The sequence below is a fragment of the Streptomyces sp. NPDC041122 genome (assembly GCF_055592445.1).
Genome location: NZ_JBVIYQ010000002.1, coordinates 139,190 through 154,030 on the forward strand (window position 1 = coordinate 139,190; position 14,841 = coordinate 154,030).

The window sequence follows — 14,841 nt, forward strand, 5'->3', positions numbered from 1 at the left end:
AGACCCTGGTCATCGTGGCTCCTTCATGGCGTCGTCGGTCGGCGTGTCGTCCACGGCGGCGAGTACGGGATCCGTCAGCGCCTCCGGCAGGACGACGGTGAACTCCGCACCGCCGTCCGGTGCTTCGGCGACCTGTGCGCTGCCGCCCTGCCGTTCGGCGAGCCTGCGGACCAGGGCGAGGCCGATGCCGCGCTCACGGTGGGCCGGGGGCTCCTTGGTGGTCCAGCCCTCCGTGAAGATCGTCTCGCGCTGCTCGGCGGCGACGCCGGGACCGGAATCGCGCACCTGGAGGACCACGGTTCGACCGTCGGAGCGCAGATCGACCTCCACGCGCGCGTGGCGGCTGCCCGCGGCGGCGTCGAGGGCGTTGTCGACGAGGTTGCCGACGATCGTGACGACCCCGCTCGGGTCGACGAGCCGGTCGGGCAGCGCGGTGTCGCGCGGCACATGGAGGGCGACACCCCGTTCGGCGGCGACCGTGGCCTTGCCGACCAGCAGGGCCGCCAGCAGCGGATCGCGCACCTTCTCGGTGATCTGTTCTGCGGTCACCCGGTGGGCGCCAGCCACCTCGCCGACGAACTCCGCCGCCTCCTCGTACATCTCCAGTTCGAGCAGGCCGAGAAGGGTGTGCATGCGGTTGGCGTGCTCGTGGTCCTGGGCGCGCAGGGCGTCGATGAGACCGCGGGTGGAGTCGAGTTCGCGACCCAGCTGTTCCAGTTCGGTGCGGTCGCGCAGGGTGGCGACGGCGCCTCCGTCGTCGGTCGGCATGCGGTTGGCGACCAGGACCCGCTGTCCGCGGACGGTCAGCAGGTCGGTGCCGGTGACCCGTCCCGCGAGCACGTCGGTCGTACGTCCCGGGCCGAGGGCCACGTCCAGCGGCTGCCCGATCACCTCGGCGCCGAGTCCCAGGAGGCGCTGGGCCTCGTCGTTGAGCAGGCGGATCCGGTCGCGGCGGTCCAGGGCGACCACCCCCTCACGGATGCCGTGCAGCATCGCCTCACGCTCGGCGAGCAGCGCGGAGATGTCGGAGAAGGCCAGGTCACGGGTCTGTCGCTGCACCCTGCGGGAGATCAGATACGCCGCGAGCGCGCCGACGGCGAGCGCACCGCCCGCGTAGGCGAGCAGCCCGGGGATGGAGTGGATCAGGCGGGCCCGCACGCTGTCGTACTCGATGCCCACGGAGACGGCGCCCACGATGTGCCCGTCCCCGTCCCGCAGCGCCACCTTGCCGCGTGCGGAGCGCCCCAGGGTGCCGTTGTCGATCTCCATGACGTCGTGGCCCGCGAGGGCGTCGCTGGGGTCCGTCGAGACGACCTTGCCGATCTGGCCACGGTCGGTGTGGGACCAGCGCACGCCGTCCTTGTTCATGATCACGACGTACTCGGCGCCGCTGGCCCGCCGGATCCGCTCGGCCGCCGCCTGGACGGGGCCTTCGGGCGTCGGCCGGGAGGCCGCCAGCTCCTCGGCGATCTCCGGCTGTGCGGCCGTCGTCTGCGCGATGGCGAGCGCGCGCCGCATCGCCTGGTCGTCGAGCTGGTCGCTGAGCGGTGCGAGGAAGAGCCCGGTGGCGAGCACCGCGACGCCTGCGGCGACGGCCAGCTGCATCAGCAGCACCTGCGAGAACACGCGCCGCGGGAGGCCGAGGCGGCGACGTCGCACAGGGGAGGTGGGGCTCATGTGTACGAACGGTACGGCGGCCGGTGGGCTACTTCGAAGTCACTGTGGTGGGGATCTCGTCCGTGGACGTCCGTGGACGTCCGTGGACGTCCGCTCAGTCCGCGATCGCCCGTACCGCTGTCACGTCCATCCGCGCGGGTGACGCCAGGGCCGCGCCGCAGCTCTCCGGACGGGGCGGGACCGAGGCGCCCTGGACGACGGTGACCTGCCACCGGCGGCCGTCGGTGTGTGCGACGGTCACCTCCCAGTGCGGGGTCGCACCGTCCGTAGTGATGACGCGCAAGGCCCCCGCGGCGTCCTCACCGGTCGCGGCGCGCACCGCCAACTCCGCGGCCTGTCCGGGGCGCTCCCAGGCCGAGTTCCCCCGGCAGCCCTCGGTGACGACGCGCCCCACGCGGACGCTGTCGATGATCTCTTTGACGCCGGCGGCCCGCACCCGGCCATACGCGTATCCGTGGGGCAGCACCAGCATCGTGGGGGAGAAGCGGTGGCCACCCAGATGAGTGATCTCCCAGACGCCGGCTTCCCCCGCGTCGGCGAGTTCGGCGGCGAGTGGCCTGCCGAGCAGGGCGCAGCACTGGTCGCGCTTGCCGTTGGTGCAGACGAGCGCGAGAGGGGCGCCCGTGTGGGCGGCGCCGAAACCGCCGTGATCACCCGCGCTGAGCGCCGCGAAGTCGAGGTCGAGCAACTGGCTCGGGTCCTCGGTCACCGTGCCGCGCAGCCAGGTGCGGCCGGGGACGGTGTGCGCCACGTACACCTGCCGCCCGGCGGGTGCGTGGGCGTCCGCGTGGCGCCCGGGGCGGCGGATCAGGGCGACGCGCACGCCGGTCCCCTTGGTGGCCTTCTCCAGGGCGCGGCCGACCTCCGGGTCGAGGTGGCTCGACCGCAACGCCTTGGCGCCCCACGGGCCCGGCTGTTCCAGCAGGAGCCATGTCCTGGCGGTGGCCGCGGTGCCCACGAGAGGCTCGTCCAGATCCCGCGATGCGGTGGCGCACGTACTCACGCAGGTGAGCCTAACTCGCGCACCGCATCAGCTCTTTCACCCCTCTGGGGAGAGCCGCGGCCGCGGCGGGTGGCCGAAGGCACCAACGGACGTCAGTGAGGCGCGGAGGCGGCACCGGGAGCCTCTGCGGCGGGCATCGGCTGGGGCGGGCGCAAGCCGACGTACTGGCCGCTGGGGCGCATGCGCAGCGGCCGCTCCCCGTACTCCTCCAGGGCATGGGCGATCCACCCCGCCGTACGCGCCACCGCGAAGATCGTCTCGCCCGCCTCCGCCGGCATCCCCGAGGAGGCCGTGAGGACGGCGAGCGCGAGGTCCACGTTGGCGTGCAGGTCGGTGTGGCGGGCGGTGGTGGCCACCACGTCGCGGGCGGCGGCCAGGGCGGGGCCGGCCTTCGGCATCCTCTCCAGGAGGGCGAACAGCGCCTGCGCGCGCGGGTCCTCGCCGGGGTAGAGGCGGTGGCCGAGACCGGGGAGGCGGCGACCCGCGCGGAGCTCGTCGGCCACCACGGGGGCGGCGCTGCCCCGGTCGAGCACGTCGAGCAGCATGCGGTGGGCGAGAGCGCTCGCCGCGCCGTGCAGTGGCCCCTCCAGGACGCCGAGCCCGGCCGAGACCGCGGCATAGGGGTGGGCCCGCGCCGAGGCGGCGACCCGGACGGCGAGCGTGGACGCGGCGAGGTCGTGGTCGACGAGCAGCGCGAGGGCGGTGTCCAGGGCGTGCAGCGCGGCGTCGTCGGGCTTGCGGCCGGTCAGCCGGGCCCACAGACGTCGGGCCAGGGGGCCGCCTTCCTGGTCGCCTGGCAGGAGCGGCGGAAGGGCGGCCACGAGGGTGGGGATCAGGGTGCGACCGGTGCCGATGACCGCCTCTTCGGAGAGGTCGAAGCGGAGTGGATCGGCGGTGGCGGCGGAGATCGCCGCGACGCGCAGCCGGTCGGTGGGGCCGCTGTGCTCGGGCAGCGCGTCGACCGCGCGGCGAGCCGCGGCGGCGGTCTCCTCGGGGGCGGTGAAGCCGATACCGGGGCGCAGGATGCCGGTCCAGAGCCACTCGGCGACTTCTTCGTAGGAGTGGCCGAGGGCGAGCTCCGTCGCGTCGACGCCGCGGAAGTAGTAGCGGTCCTTGTCGATGAGGGTGATGCGGGTGCGGACGGAGAGTTCGTTGCCGGTGGTGGGTGCCGCAGGCTCCCGCCTGCTCCTGCGGGCCAGTGCCGCGACTTCCTTGGGGTCGAACGTGCTGCCGCGCGATCCCGGGCCACGGCGGCTGCTCAGCTGGCCGCGGCTCACGTACGCGTACACGGTCTCGGGCTTCACGCCGAGCAGTTCGGCGGCTTCCTTGGTGCTGAGCCGCCGGTCTCCGTGCGTGGTTCCTTGATCCGTCATGGGCGTCACCGTATCCGCATCCCGACATATGCATCTGCACATTGATTCAATCAACATTGACAGAATCTCAGTCAAGCATGGACAGTCAAATCAAGTCCAGGGAGGAAGTCGAGGAAGAACATGCCGATCATTGGTTCCGCCGCCAGCCCCACCGAGCCCGTCGAGGTCCCACGAGGACTCGCCGGGGTCGTCGTCACCGAGACCGAACTCGGAGACGTCCGGGGGCGCGAGGGCTTCTACCACTACCGCCAGTACTCGGCGGTCGAGCTCGCGCAGAAGCGCAGCTTCGAGGACGTGTGGCATCTGATGTTCCACGGCGCGCTGCCGGACGCCGGCCAGAGCGCCGCCTTCGCCGCGCGGACGGCTTCGCTGCGTCAGCTGCCCGACGACGTGCGAGCGGCACTTCCCGCCATCGCCCGCGCCAGTGTGCTGTCGGGGCCGCTCTCCGGGCTGCGCACCGCGCTCTCGCTCTTCGGGGCGTCCCACGGCTTCCGCCCGGTGTACGACATCGACGACGAGCGGCGCCGCGCGGACGCCCTGGCCGCGTCCGCGGTGGTGCCGACACTCCTCACCGCGCTGTACCGGCTGGGGCAGGGCCTCGACCCCGTCGAGCCGCGCGACGACCTGTCGTACGCCGCCAACTACCTCTACATGCTCACCGGTTCGGAACCGGACGCCGCGCGGGCCCGGGCGATCGAGCAGTACTTGATCTCGACCATTGATCACGGGTTCAACGCGTCAACGTTCACCGCGCGGGTCATCACCTCGACCGGAGCGGACGTGGCGGCCTGCCTGGTGGGTGCGGTCGGCGCGTTGTCGGGCCCGCTGCACGGTGGCGCGCCGAGCCGGGCGCTCGACACCCTCGACGCGATCGGCACGCCCGACCGCATCGACGGCTGGATCCGCGAACGGGTCCTCGCCGGGGACCGCATCATGGGTTTCGGGCACCCCGTCTACCGGACGGAGGACCCGCGCTCGCGCATGCTGCGAGGCATCGCCCAGGAGTTCGGCGGGGGCCTGGTGGAGTTCGCGGTCGAGGTCGAACGGCACGTCGAGGCGATCCTGGCGGAGCTGAAGCCGGGCCGCGAGCTGCACACGAACGTGGAGTTCTACGCCGGCGTCGTCATGGAGCTGTGCGGGCTGCCCCGCGAGATGTTCACGCCGACGTTCGCGTCCGCGCGGGTGGTGGGCTGGAGCGCCAACATCCTGGAACAGGCCCGGGACTCGAAGATCATCCGTCCGGCGGCGCGGTATGTGGGGGAGGCCCCGCCCGCTCCGGTGCCGCCGCTCGAACGGCGGGGCGACGCGGTGGCCTAGAGCGGCTGCATCTCGCGCGGCCGAAGGGGGGTGTACGGCGACGCTCCTCTTCCAGGCCGCCTCGAACACGCGGAACACCCGCCCTTCGGCGCCTTGCGCCTTCCGGTGGGAGGTCGCTCTTCATCGCCCGTGCGGCGTTCCAGTCATGACGGAACGCGGCTCCGGACGGCATGTCCCGTGCGTGCACGAGCATCTCCGCGTCCGAGTGGCCGCCCCAGCTGTGCAGGGGCGCGAAGTGTTGGAACGACAGCTCCTGGCGCTGAAGGCGCAGCTCCGGCCAAGCAGGAACGCGGCCCTCCGAGCCGGAGCCGGGTGCCCGTACGTGTGCGGGCCTGTGGCTGGCGGAGGCGGGAGGGCCGGGCCGGGCTGCCTCAGTTCTCCGGGATGTCCGCCCGGGCGCGGATCAGAGTCTCCCGGGTGATGACGACAATGCGTTCGTAGTCTGCTCGTGCGGCATCGGCGGGCAGTTCGCTGTCGAGGGTCTCGGTCCTGTCGGTCCCGATCACTGCGAAGTTGCCGTCGGTGAGTTCGAAGATGTCGGGGCAGGTCTGCCCCGTCTGGCTGCCCCGCTCGCGCGGAGAGACACCGATGCGGCGCACGATCTTCAATGCGATCCCGGTCCTTGGGGTCAGTAGAGGCGAAAACGGGGCCAGCGTACCGGGCGATGTCGGTGAGGTTGGCTTGAACTAATCCAACTGGCCCTACCCGGTGGGAGGTTCGCCGACCACCCACCACTCGTCCGTCTCGGCGCTGTCCAGCTCCTGGACCAGGTGGTCCATCACTCGACCCACCTTGGCCTCATCGGACGAGCGGTCCAGGCTCGCGCGATGGTGGCGGGTCGCGTCCCAGTACTGCCGGAAGATCTGGTTCTGGCACATCACCCGAAGGTGTCCGTGGAGCTCCTGAAGGGTGATGGCGCCGATGCGGTGGGCGTGCAGCGCGTTGATATAGAGCGCGTTGGCGAAGAGGAACTGCCGCTGCCGCTCGGGCGGCACGTCCTCGTCGTAGGTGTCCAGGACCGCGGCCAGCGCGGCGTCCCCCATCGCCTTGCACAGCAGGTCGAACTGGAGCCGGTGCTGTTCGGTGAGCGCGGCGTTCCGGCGCTGGACGGCCAGGGCCGCGCGTTCGCGCTCGGCCGCCCTGCGCTCGTGTTCCGCGGTGTGAGCCGAGTGGCGCCGCCCCTTGGAGCGGAGCAGCAGATACGTTCCTGTCGCGAACGAGAGCCCCGCCATGGCAGCCGGACCCACCCCCCATATCGACATTTTCTGTGTGGTCATGTCAACCCCCGAATCGGCGACCGTCCGCCGGTCGTCGGATGCGGGTCGACAGGGAGCGGACCGGCGAGCGGTGGGCGGTGCGCTTGCCGTCTCCCAGGGTGCCGAGCGGCTCTGATCGGCGGGGGAGGCGGAGAGGAGGCGCACGGAAGGAAGCAGAGGTCGCACGGACCGGCGCCGTGCCTAACGTGTGCCCCGCGAGCGCCGCTAACAATCGTTCACTTCGCGGCCCGACTACGCCCACCTATCCTGAGGCGGTCTCCATTCGTCGTACGGAGCCCGACCGAGGTCCGTACCAGCGTCGGCACGAGAGGTCCGCGTGAACAAGCAACAGATCCCGGTCGTCGTCCTCACCGGGTTTCTGGGCTCCGGCAAGACGACCCTGCTCAACCATCTGCTGCACCGCAGCGGCGGCACCCGTATCGGTGCGATCGTCAACGACTTCGGGTCGATCGAGATCGACGCGATGTCCGTCGCGGGGCAGCTCGGCGACTCGACCGTCTCCCTCGGCAACGGATGCCTGTGCTGCGCCGTGGACGCGAGCGAGCTCGACACGTACCTGGAGCGGCTCGCCGCGCCCTCCGCCCGCATCGACGTCATCGTCATCGAGGCCAGCGGGCTCGCCGAGCCGCAGGAGCTCGTGAAGATGGTGCTCGCCAGCGAGAACCCGAACACCGTGTACGGGGGACTCGTCGAGGTCGTCGACGCCGCCGAGTTCGACGCCACCAGGGAGCGCCACCCCGAGGTCGACCGGCACCTGGGCATCGCCGACCTCGTCGTCGTCAACAAGGCCGACCGGGTGGCCGAGCGGGAGCGTGAACGGGTCCTCGACGTGGTGCGCGGACTCGCGGGGCGCGCGGCCGTCGTCGCCGCCTCCTACGGGCGCGTGGACGTGGAGCTCTTCTTCGACCGCGCGCCGGTGGGGGAGCGGGTCGGACAGCTCTCCTTCGACGACCTGCACGATCACGAGGCGGTGGACGGTCGCGAGGCGGTGGACAGCCACGAGGCGGTGGACGTGGAGCCCGGGGCGGCTGCCGGTGGTAACGGCGACCAACACGGCCATCTGCACTCCGCCTACGAGAGCCTCTCCTTCACCTCCGACGTGCCGCTGGGACCGCGCCCCCTGATGGCCCTGCTCGACAGCAGGCCCGAAGGGCTCTACCGCATCAAGGGGTACGTCGACTTCGGCCCGGCCGACCCGAGGAACCGGTACGAAGTGCATGCCGTGGGGCGGTTCCTGCGCTTCTACCCCCAGCCGTGGGCCCCGGGGGAGGCGCGGCTGACCCAGCTCGTGCTCATCGGGTCGGGCGTCGACGTGGCGGCGCTGGAGAAGGAGCTGGAGGCCTGTCGCGACGACGCCCCACACGCCGATGAGCACGGCATGTGGGGCGTCCTGCGGTACGTCCAGGAGGCGCGGGACGAGGAGTCCCATGAGCCGGACGAGGAAACGGGCTCCGGAGGCTGAGCCCAGTCCGGTCCGGAGGCCGGCCCCGGTCCGGAGGCCGGGCCTTGCCTCCGGAGGCTGGGCCTTGCCCCGAGGCTGAGCCCGGCTACACCGGCCCCGCCACCGCCGCCACCGGCTTGCCGAGTGAGACGCCCGAGCCGTCGCGGCGCGGGTCGATCTCCGGCAGCTCCGCGGGGGAGCCGTTGCGCTGGGCCGCGTACGGCGGTGTCGGGCCGGTCCAGGCGAAGCTCAGGCAGTCCTCGCCCTTCAGGAAGCGCTGCACGCGGACGCCGCCCGTCGCACGCCCCTTGCGGGGGTACTGGTCGAACGGAGTGAGCTTGGCCGTCGTCTGCACCGAGTCGTCCAGCGTGCCGCGCGAGCCCGCGACCGTGAAGACGACCGCGTCGACCGCCGGGTCCACCGCCGAGAAGGAGATGACCTTCGCGCCGTCGGCGAGCTTGATGCCCGTCATGCCGCCCGCGGGACGGCCCTGGGGGCGCACCTGCGAGGCCTGGTAGCGCAGCAGCTGGGCGTCGTCCGTGACGAAGACCAGGTCCTCCTCGCCGGTGCGCAGCTCGGCCGCGCCGACGATCCGGTCGCCGTCCCTGAGGGTGATGACCTCCAACTCCTCCTTGTGGGAGGGATAGTCGGGGACCACGCGCTTGACGACGCCCTGTGCCGTGCCGAGCGCCAGGCCCGGCGAGGACTCGTCGAGCGTCATCAGGCAGATCAGCTTCTCGTCCTTCTCCAGGGTGAGCAGCTCCGAGACGGGCGCTCCTCCGGAGAGGTTGGGTGCCGACGCCGTCTCCGGGAGCTGGGGAAGGTCCACCACGGGGAGGCGCAACAGCCGTCCCTCGGAGGTGACCGCGCCCACCTCGCCGCGCGCCGTCGCCGGCACCGCCGAGACGATCACGTCGTGCTTGACCCGCTTGGTGTCGCCGTCGGTGAAGGGCTCACCGTTGGCCGTACGCGCGAGGAGGCCCGTCGACGACAGGAGCACCCGGCAGGGGTCGTCCGCGACCTGCAGCGAGACCGTGGCGGCCGGGGAGCCCGAGGACTCCAGGAGCACCGTGCGCCGGTCGGTGCCGAACTTCTTGGCGACGGCGGCCAGTTCCGAGGAGACCAGCTTGCGCAGCTCCGCGTCCGACTCCAGGATGCCGGTCAGCTCGTCGATCTCGCCGTTGAGCTTGTCGCGCTCGGACTCCAGCTCGATGCGGTCGAACTTGGTGAGGCGGCGCAGCGGGGTGTCCAGGATGTACTGCGTCTGGATGTCGCTCAGCGAGAAGCGCTCCATCAGGCGCTCCTTGGCCTGCGCGGAGTTGTCGCTGGAGCGGATGAGGCGGATGACCTCGTCGATGTCCAGGAGCGCGACGAGGAGGCCCTCGACCAGGTGCAGACGGTCGCGCTTCTTGCCGCGGCGGAACTCGCTGCGGCGGCGCACCACGGTGAACCGGTGGTCGAGGTAGACCTCGAGGAGCTCCTTGAGGCCGAGCGTGAGGGGCTGACCGTCGACCAGTGCCACGTTGTTGATGCCGAAGGACTCCTCCATCGGCGTGAGCTTGTAGAGCTGCTCCAGGACGGCCTCGGGGACGAAGCCGTTCTTGATCTCGATGACCAGGCGCAGGCCGTGCGCGCGGTCGGTGAGGTCCTTGACGTCGGCGATGCCCTGGAGCTTCTTCGAGCCGACCAGGTCCTTGATCTTGGAGATGACCTTCTCGGGACCCACGGAGAAGGGCAGTTCGGTGACGACCAGGCCCTTGCGGCGCGCCGTCACGTTCTCCACGGAGACCGTCGCGCGGGTCTTGAAGGTGCCGCGGCCCGACTCGTACGCGTCCTTGATGCCGTTCAGACCGACGATGCGGCCGCCGGTGGGCAGGTCCGGGCCCGGCACGTACTTCATCAGCGTCTCGAGATCGGCGCCCGGGTGCTTGATGAGGTGGCGGGCGGCGGCGATGACCTCGCCGAGGTTGTGCGGCGGCATGTTCGTCGCCATGCCGACGGCGATGCCCGACGCGCCGTTGACCAGGAGGTTCGGGTAGGCCGCCGGGAGGGCGGAGGGCTCCATCTCCTGGCCGTCGTAGTTCGGCTCGAAGTCGACGGTGTTCTCGTCGATCGACTCCGTCATCAGGGAGGTGGCGTCGGCCATCTTGCACTCGGTGTACCGCATGGCGGCCGGCGGGTCGTCGTTGCCGAGCGAGCCGAAGTTGCCGTGGCCGTCCACCAGGGGCAGGCGCATCGAGAAGGGCTGGGCCATGCGCACCAGGGCGTCGTAGATCGACGCGTCGCCGTGCGGGTGCAACTTACCCATGACCTCGCCGACGACGCGGGCGCACTTCACATAGCCGCGGTCGGGGCGCAGGCCCATCTCGTTCATCTGGTAGACGATGCGGCGGTGCACCGGCTTCATGCCGTCCCGGGCGTCCGGCAGGGCACGGGAATAGATGACCGAATACGCGTACTCGAGGAAGGAGCCCTGCATCTCGTCGACGACGTCGATGTCGAGGATCTTCTCCTCGTACGCGTCGTCGGGCGGCGGGGTCTTCGTGCTGCGGCGGGCCATCGCTGCTGCGGCTCCTTCACCAACAAGTGCGGGTTCTGACGCCGACCATTGTGGACTGTCCCACTGACAACGCAGACCACGACCCGTGCACCGGCGGTGTCACACGCGACTACGCCGTGGGCGGAGCGGGAACTTCGTCAGGTGCTGACACGCTTGCATACAGTGGCAGGACTGGCAGCAATGGTTCTGATCCAGCGATGATCCAGCGATCGAAGGGACGTACATGCCCATGGGTCACACGGCCACGGCCGAGGCCGGCTCCGGCGGCCTGACAGCGACCGAGCACCGGCTGGCCAACGGCCTGCGCGTGGTGCTCTCCGAGGACCACCTGACCCCGGTCGCCGCGGTCTGCCTCTGGTACGACGTCGGCTCGCGCCACGAGGTCAAGGGGCTTACCGGCCTCGCCCACCTCTTCGAGCACCTCATGTTCCAGGGTTCGAAGCAGGTGCACGGCAACGGCCACTTCGAGCTGGTCCAGGGAGCGGGCGGCTCGCTCAACGGCACGACGAGCTTCGAGCGCACCAACTACTTCGAGACCATGCCCGCGCACCAGTTGGAGCTGGCCCTGTGGCTGGAGGCCGACCGGATGGGCTCGCTGCTCACCGCGCTCGACGAGCAGTCCATGGAGAACCAGCGCGACGTCGTCAAGAACGAGCGCCGCCAGCGCTACGACAACGTCCCGTACGGCACCGCCTTCGAACGGCTGACGGCCATGTCGTACCCCGAGGGCCACCCGTACCACCACACGCCGATCGGCTCCATGGCCGACCTGGACGCGGCCACTCTGGAGGACGCCCGCGCGTTCTTCCGTACGTTCTACGCGCCGAACAACGCCGTCCTGTCGGTCGTCGGGGACATCGACCCGGAGCAGACGCTCGCCTGGGTGGAGAAGTACTTCGGCTCGATCCCGGGCCACGACGGCAAGCAGCCGCCGCGCGACGGCTCCCTGCCGGAGCGCATCGGCGAGGAGCTGCGCGAGGTCATCGAGGAGGAGGTGCCGGCCCGTGCCCTGATGGCCGCCTACCGCCTCCCCGAGGACGGCACGCGCGCGTGCGACGCGGCCGACATCGCCCTCACCGTCCTCGGCAGCGGCGAGTCCTCCCGGCTCTACAACCGCCTGGTGCGCAGGGACCGCACCGCGGTCGCCGCCGGCTTCGGCCTGCTGCGGCTCGCCGGCGCGCCGTCGCTCGGCTGGCTGGACGTGAAGACGTCCGGTGACGTCGAGGTGCCCGTCATCGAGGCCGCCGTCGACGAGGAGCTCGCCCGCTTCGCCGCGGAAGGCCCCACTGCGGAGGAGATGGAGCGCGCCCAGGCACAGTTGGAGCGCGAGTGGCTCGACCGGCTCGGCACGGTCGCGGGCCGCGCCGACGAACTCTGCCGGTACGCCGTCCTGTTCGGTGACCCGCAGCTCGCCCTCACCGCCGTGCAGCGCGTCCTCGACGTCACCGCCGAGGAGGTCCAGGAGGTCGCCAAGGCCCGCCTGCGCCCGGACAACCGCGCGGTGCTCGTGTACGAGCCGACGACCCCGGCCGACGCGGACGAGGACGACGAGGAAGAAGAGGAGGCGGCGAAGTGACCGAGGCCGCGACCATGCAGTTCCACCCCCAGCCCCAGGCGGGCACGGCCAAGCCCTGGGCCTTCCCCGCCCCCCGGCGCGGCACCCTGCCCAACGGCCTCACCGTCCTGCGCTGCCACCGCCCCGGCCAGCAGGTCGTGGCCGTGGAGATCCACCTCGAAGCGCCCCTGGACGCCGAGCCCGAGGGCCTCGACGGCGTCGCCACGATCATGGCGAGGGCCTTCAACGAGGGCACCGACAAGCACTCCGCCGAGGAGTTCGCCGCCGAGCTCGACCGCTGTGGCGCGACCCTCGACGCGCACGCCGACCACCCCGGAGTGCGCGTCTCCCTGGAGGTCCCGGTCTCCCGGCTCCCCAAGGCGCTCGGCCTGCTCGCCGACGCGCTGCGGGCCCCGGCCTTCGCCGACAGCGAGATCGAACGGCTCGTACGCAATCGCCTGGACGAGATCCCGCACGAGGCCGCCAACCCCGCGCGGCGCGCCGCCAAGGAGCTCTCCCGGCAGCTCTTCCCGGCGACCTCGCGCATGTCCCGGCCGCGCCAGGGCACCGAGGAGACGGTCACCGCCATCGACTCGGCGGCGGTGCGGGCCTTCTACGAGAAGCACGTCCGGCCCGCCACGGCCACCCTCGTCGTGGTCGGCGACCTGACCGGCACCGACCTGGACGCCGTCCTCGCGGACACCGTCGGCGCCTGGACCGGCTCCGCGGGCGAGCCGCGCCCGGTGCCGCCGGTGACCGCCGACGACCGCGGCCGCGTCGTCATCGTGGACCGCCCCGGAGCGGTCCAGACGCAGCTGCTGATCGGCCGCATCGGCCCCGACCGGCACGACCGCGTCTGGCCCGCCCAGGTGCTCGGCACGTACTGCCTGGGCGGCACCCTCACCTCCCGTCTGGACCGCGTCCTGCGGGAGGAGAAGGGATACACCTACGGCGTACGGGCGTTCGGCCAGGTGCTGCGTTCGGCGCCGGACGGCACGGGCGCCGCGATGCTCGCCATCAGCGGCTCCGTGGACACCCCGAACACCGGCCCGGCGCTCGACGACCTCTGGAAGGTGCTGCGCACCCTCGCCGCCGACGGGCTCACCGACGCCGAGCGCGACGTCGCCGTGCAGAACCTGGTGGGCGTCGCCCCGCTCAAGTACGAGATGGCGGCCTCCGTGGCGGCCACCCTCGCCGACCAGGTCGAGCAGAACCTGCCGGACGACTTCCAGGCGCAGCTGTACCGGCAGCTGGCTGCCACCGGCACCGTGGAGGCCACCGCGGCCGTCGTGAACGCCTTCCCGGAGGACCGTCTGGTGACGGTCCTCGTCGGGGACGCCGCGCAGATCGAGGAGCCCGTCAGGGCCCTCGGGATCGGCGATGTGACGGTGGTCACCGGCTGAGTGACCGTCAGGCCGGACATGTCAGGACCCCGGTGACCGCTTAGGGCGCCGGGGTCCTCATATGTCCGAATTCATATGGAGGTTGCCCGTCTGCCCTGTGGCGTGCGCTACAAAAGTCGCGTTCTGTTTGTCGATTGAAAGTGCGGCCGTTTAGCGTCGGTCCGGCTGTTCGTCGCGCAGTAAGCCGCACCCGCGGCACCGGACAGTCATCGCCGAGTCCCCGTACGGCGCGAGCCAGGGGAGCCGGGGACCCACACGTCCCTTGGGGTGAATCGGGCACCTTGCCGTGAGGCGAGGGACCCGTAGGAGACCTTCCTGCTCCGAACCCGTCAGCTAACCCGGTAGGCGAGAAGGAAGGAAAGGATCAGCCGCTTCATGGCGTTCACCCGTGCCACCGGGAAGCACCGTCGTCCGAGCCGCCTCACGCGTACCACCGCGAACGTCGCGGGCGTCGCAGCGCTCACCACCACCGGTGTCATCGGAGGCCTCGCCGGTCCGGCGCTCGCCGCCGCCGATGACGCGGCCCTCGAGCACACCGGCTTCACCCAGGCCATCTCCGTCGGCGACACGCTCGCCGAGAGCGTCGACGCGCAGGCCGCCGCCCAGCGCCAGGCCGCCGACGACGCCGCTGCCGCCCGGAAGGCCGAAGAGGCCGCCAAGAAGAAGGCCGCCGAGGAGAAGCGCAAGGCCGAGGCCGAGGCCAAGGCGAAGGCCGAGAAGGAGCGCGAGGCCAAGGAGCGCGCCGCCCGCGCGGCCGAGCGCAAGCGCCTGAACAGCTACGTCTCCCCGATCTCCGGCTCGTACGTCTCCACGGGCTACCAGACCGGCGGCGCCATGTGGTCCTCCGGTAGCCACACCGGCATCGACTTCCACGCCGCGTCCGGCACCTCCGTCCACGCGGTCGGCTCCGGCACCGTCGTCGAGGCCGGCTGGGGCGGCGCCTACGGCAACAACGTGGTCATCAAGATGAACGACGGCACGTACACCCAGTACGGCCACATGTCCTCCCTCGGTGTCTCCGTCGGCCAGACGGTCACCCCGGGCCAGCAGATAGGCATCTCCGGCGCCACCGGAAACGCCAGCGGCCCGCACCTGCACTTCGAGGCCCGTACCGGCCCGGACTACGGCTCGGACATCGACCCCATCGCGTACCTGCGCGGACACGGCGTCAACGTCTGACGGACGCGGATTTCCGCAGCATCGCTTCGAAAGCCCCGGCTCCTGGTGAGCCGGGG

At 71.4% G+C, this 14,841-nt stretch carries 11 protein-coding genes and 1 riboswitch; of the genes, 5 read left to right on the plus strand and 6 right to left on the minus strand.

Annotated features, from left to right (window positions below):
* Positions 1 to 9: 9 nt before the first annotated feature.
* The 3 genes from ACZ6B8_RS06955 to ACZ6B8_RS06965 form a co-directional block, all read right to left on the minus strand.
* Positions 10 to 1,677, minus strand: coding sequence for a sensor histidine kinase (locus ACZ6B8_RS06955; RefSeq protein ID WP_471606534.1), 1,668 nt, complete (start codon positions 1,675 to 1,677; stop codon positions 10 to 12).
* Between the two features lie 94 nt (positions 1,678 to 1,771).
* Positions 1,772 to 2,680 carry a sucrase ferredoxin gene (locus ACZ6B8_RS06960; protein WP_471606535.1) on the minus strand — a complete coding sequence of 303 codons (909 nt, stop codon included), beginning with the start codon at positions 2,678 to 2,680 and terminating at the stop codon, positions 1,772 to 1,774.
* Between the two features lie 92 nt (positions 2,681 to 2,772).
* Complete coding sequence (locus ACZ6B8_RS06965) at positions 2,773 to 4,053, minus strand: citrate synthase family protein (RefSeq protein WP_471606536.1); 1,281 nt, start codon at positions 4,051 to 4,053, stop codon at positions 2,773 to 2,775.
* Positions 4,054 to 4,173: 120 nt separating this feature from the next.
* Between ACZ6B8_RS06965 and ACZ6B8_RS06970 the strand changes: the two genes are divergently transcribed.
* On the plus strand, positions 4,174 to 5,370 hold the full coding sequence (locus ACZ6B8_RS06970; RefSeq protein WP_471606537.1) for a citrate synthase/methylcitrate synthase: 1,197 nt from the start codon (positions 4,174 to 4,176) through the stop codon (positions 5,368 to 5,370).
* A gap of 371 nt (positions 5,371 to 5,741) precedes the next feature.
* On the opposite strand, the gene ACZ6B8_RS06975 is transcribed toward ACZ6B8_RS06970, so the two are convergent.
* Positions 5,742 to 5,978 (minus strand): hypothetical protein, encoded by a 237-nt coding sequence (locus tag ACZ6B8_RS06975; RefSeq protein WP_471076814.1) that lies wholly within the window; start codon positions 5,976 to 5,978, stop codon positions 5,742 to 5,744.
* A gap of 93 nt (positions 5,979 to 6,071) precedes the next feature.
* On the minus strand, positions 6,072 to 6,647 hold the full coding sequence (locus ACZ6B8_RS06980) for a DUF6082 family protein (RefSeq protein WP_471606538.1): 576 nt from the start codon (positions 6,645 to 6,647) through the stop codon (positions 6,072 to 6,074).
* 316 nt (positions 6,648 to 6,963) lie between these two features.
* Here ACZ6B8_RS06980 and ACZ6B8_RS06985 point away from each other — a divergent pair, with 316 nt between their 5' ends.
* Positions 6,964 to 8,109: a CobW family GTP-binding protein gene (locus tag ACZ6B8_RS06985; RefSeq protein ID WP_471606539.1), complete on the plus strand. Its 1,146-nt coding sequence runs from the start codon at positions 6,964 to 6,966 to the stop codon at positions 8,107 to 8,109.
* An 85-nt stretch (positions 8,110 to 8,194) separates the two neighbouring features.
* Here ACZ6B8_RS06985 and ACZ6B8_RS06990 read toward each other — a convergent pair whose 3' ends face one another.
* The gene (locus ACZ6B8_RS06990) at positions 8,195 to 10,648 is read right to left on the minus strand and encodes a DNA gyrase/topoisomerase IV subunit A (RefSeq protein ID WP_471076823.1); all 2,454 of its coding nucleotides are present in this window, start codon (positions 10,646 to 10,648) and stop codon (positions 8,195 to 8,197) included.
* A 223-nt stretch (positions 10,649 to 10,871) separates the two neighbouring features.
* On the opposite strand from ACZ6B8_RS06990, the gene ACZ6B8_RS06995 reads away from it, so the two are divergent.
* The 3 genes from ACZ6B8_RS06995 to ACZ6B8_RS07005 all read left to right on the plus strand — a co-directional run bounded on the left by ACZ6B8_RS06995 (position 10,872) and on the right by ACZ6B8_RS07005 (position 14,785).
* Positions 10,872 to 12,224 carry a M16 family metallopeptidase gene (locus tag ACZ6B8_RS06995; RefSeq protein ID WP_471076826.1) on the plus strand — a complete coding sequence of 451 codons (1,353 nt, stop codon included), beginning with the start codon at positions 10,872 to 10,874 and terminating at the stop codon, positions 12,222 to 12,224.
* Positions 12,221 to 13,606 carry a M16 family metallopeptidase gene (locus tag ACZ6B8_RS07000; RefSeq protein ID WP_471606540.1) on the plus strand — a complete coding sequence of 462 codons (1,386 nt, stop codon included), beginning with the start codon at positions 12,221 to 12,223 and terminating at the stop codon, positions 13,604 to 13,606. The genes ACZ6B8_RS06995 and ACZ6B8_RS07000 overlap by 4 nt, the downstream gene beginning before the upstream one ends.
* 200 nt (positions 13,607 to 13,806) lie before the next feature.
* Positions 13,807 to 13,968: riboswitch (cyclic di-AMP (ydaO/yuaA leader) on the plus strand.
* 13 nt (positions 13,969 to 13,981) lie between these two features.
* The gene (locus ACZ6B8_RS07005) at positions 13,982 to 14,785 is read left to right on the plus strand and encodes a M23 family metallopeptidase (protein WP_471076832.1); all 804 of its coding nucleotides are present in this window, start codon (positions 13,982 to 13,984) and stop codon (positions 14,783 to 14,785) included.
* Positions 14,786 to 14,841: the final 56 nt, after the last annotated feature.

Bases quoted from the DNA above. Each gene is read 5' to 3' on its own strand.
- ACZ6B8_RS06955 (WP_471606534.1), bottom strand. From the start codon at position 1,677: ATGAGCCCCACCTCCCCTGTGCGACGTCGCCGCCTCGGCCTCCCGCGG.
- ACZ6B8_RS06965 (WP_471606536.1), bottom strand. From the start codon at position 4,053: ATGACGGATCAAGGAACCACGCACGGAGACCGGCGGCTCAGCACCAAG.
- ACZ6B8_RS06970 (WP_471606537.1), top strand. From the start codon at position 4,174: ATGCCGATCATTGGTTCCGCCGCCAGCCCCACCGAGCCCGTCGAGGTC.
- ACZ6B8_RS06980 (WP_471606538.1), bottom strand. From the start codon at position 6,647: ATGACCACACAGAAAATGTCGATATGGGGGGTGGGTCCGGCTGCCATG.
- ACZ6B8_RS06990 (WP_471076823.1), bottom strand. From the start codon at position 10,648: ATGGCCCGCCGCAGCACGAAGACCCCGCCGCCCGACGACGCGTACGAG.
- ACZ6B8_RS06995 (WP_471076826.1), top strand. From the start codon at position 10,872: ATGCCCATGGGTCACACGGCCACGGCCGAGGCCGGCTCCGGCGGCCTG.
- ACZ6B8_RS07005 (WP_471076832.1), top strand. From the start codon at position 13,982: ATGGCGTTCACCCGTGCCACCGGGAAGCACCGTCGTCCGAGCCGCCTC.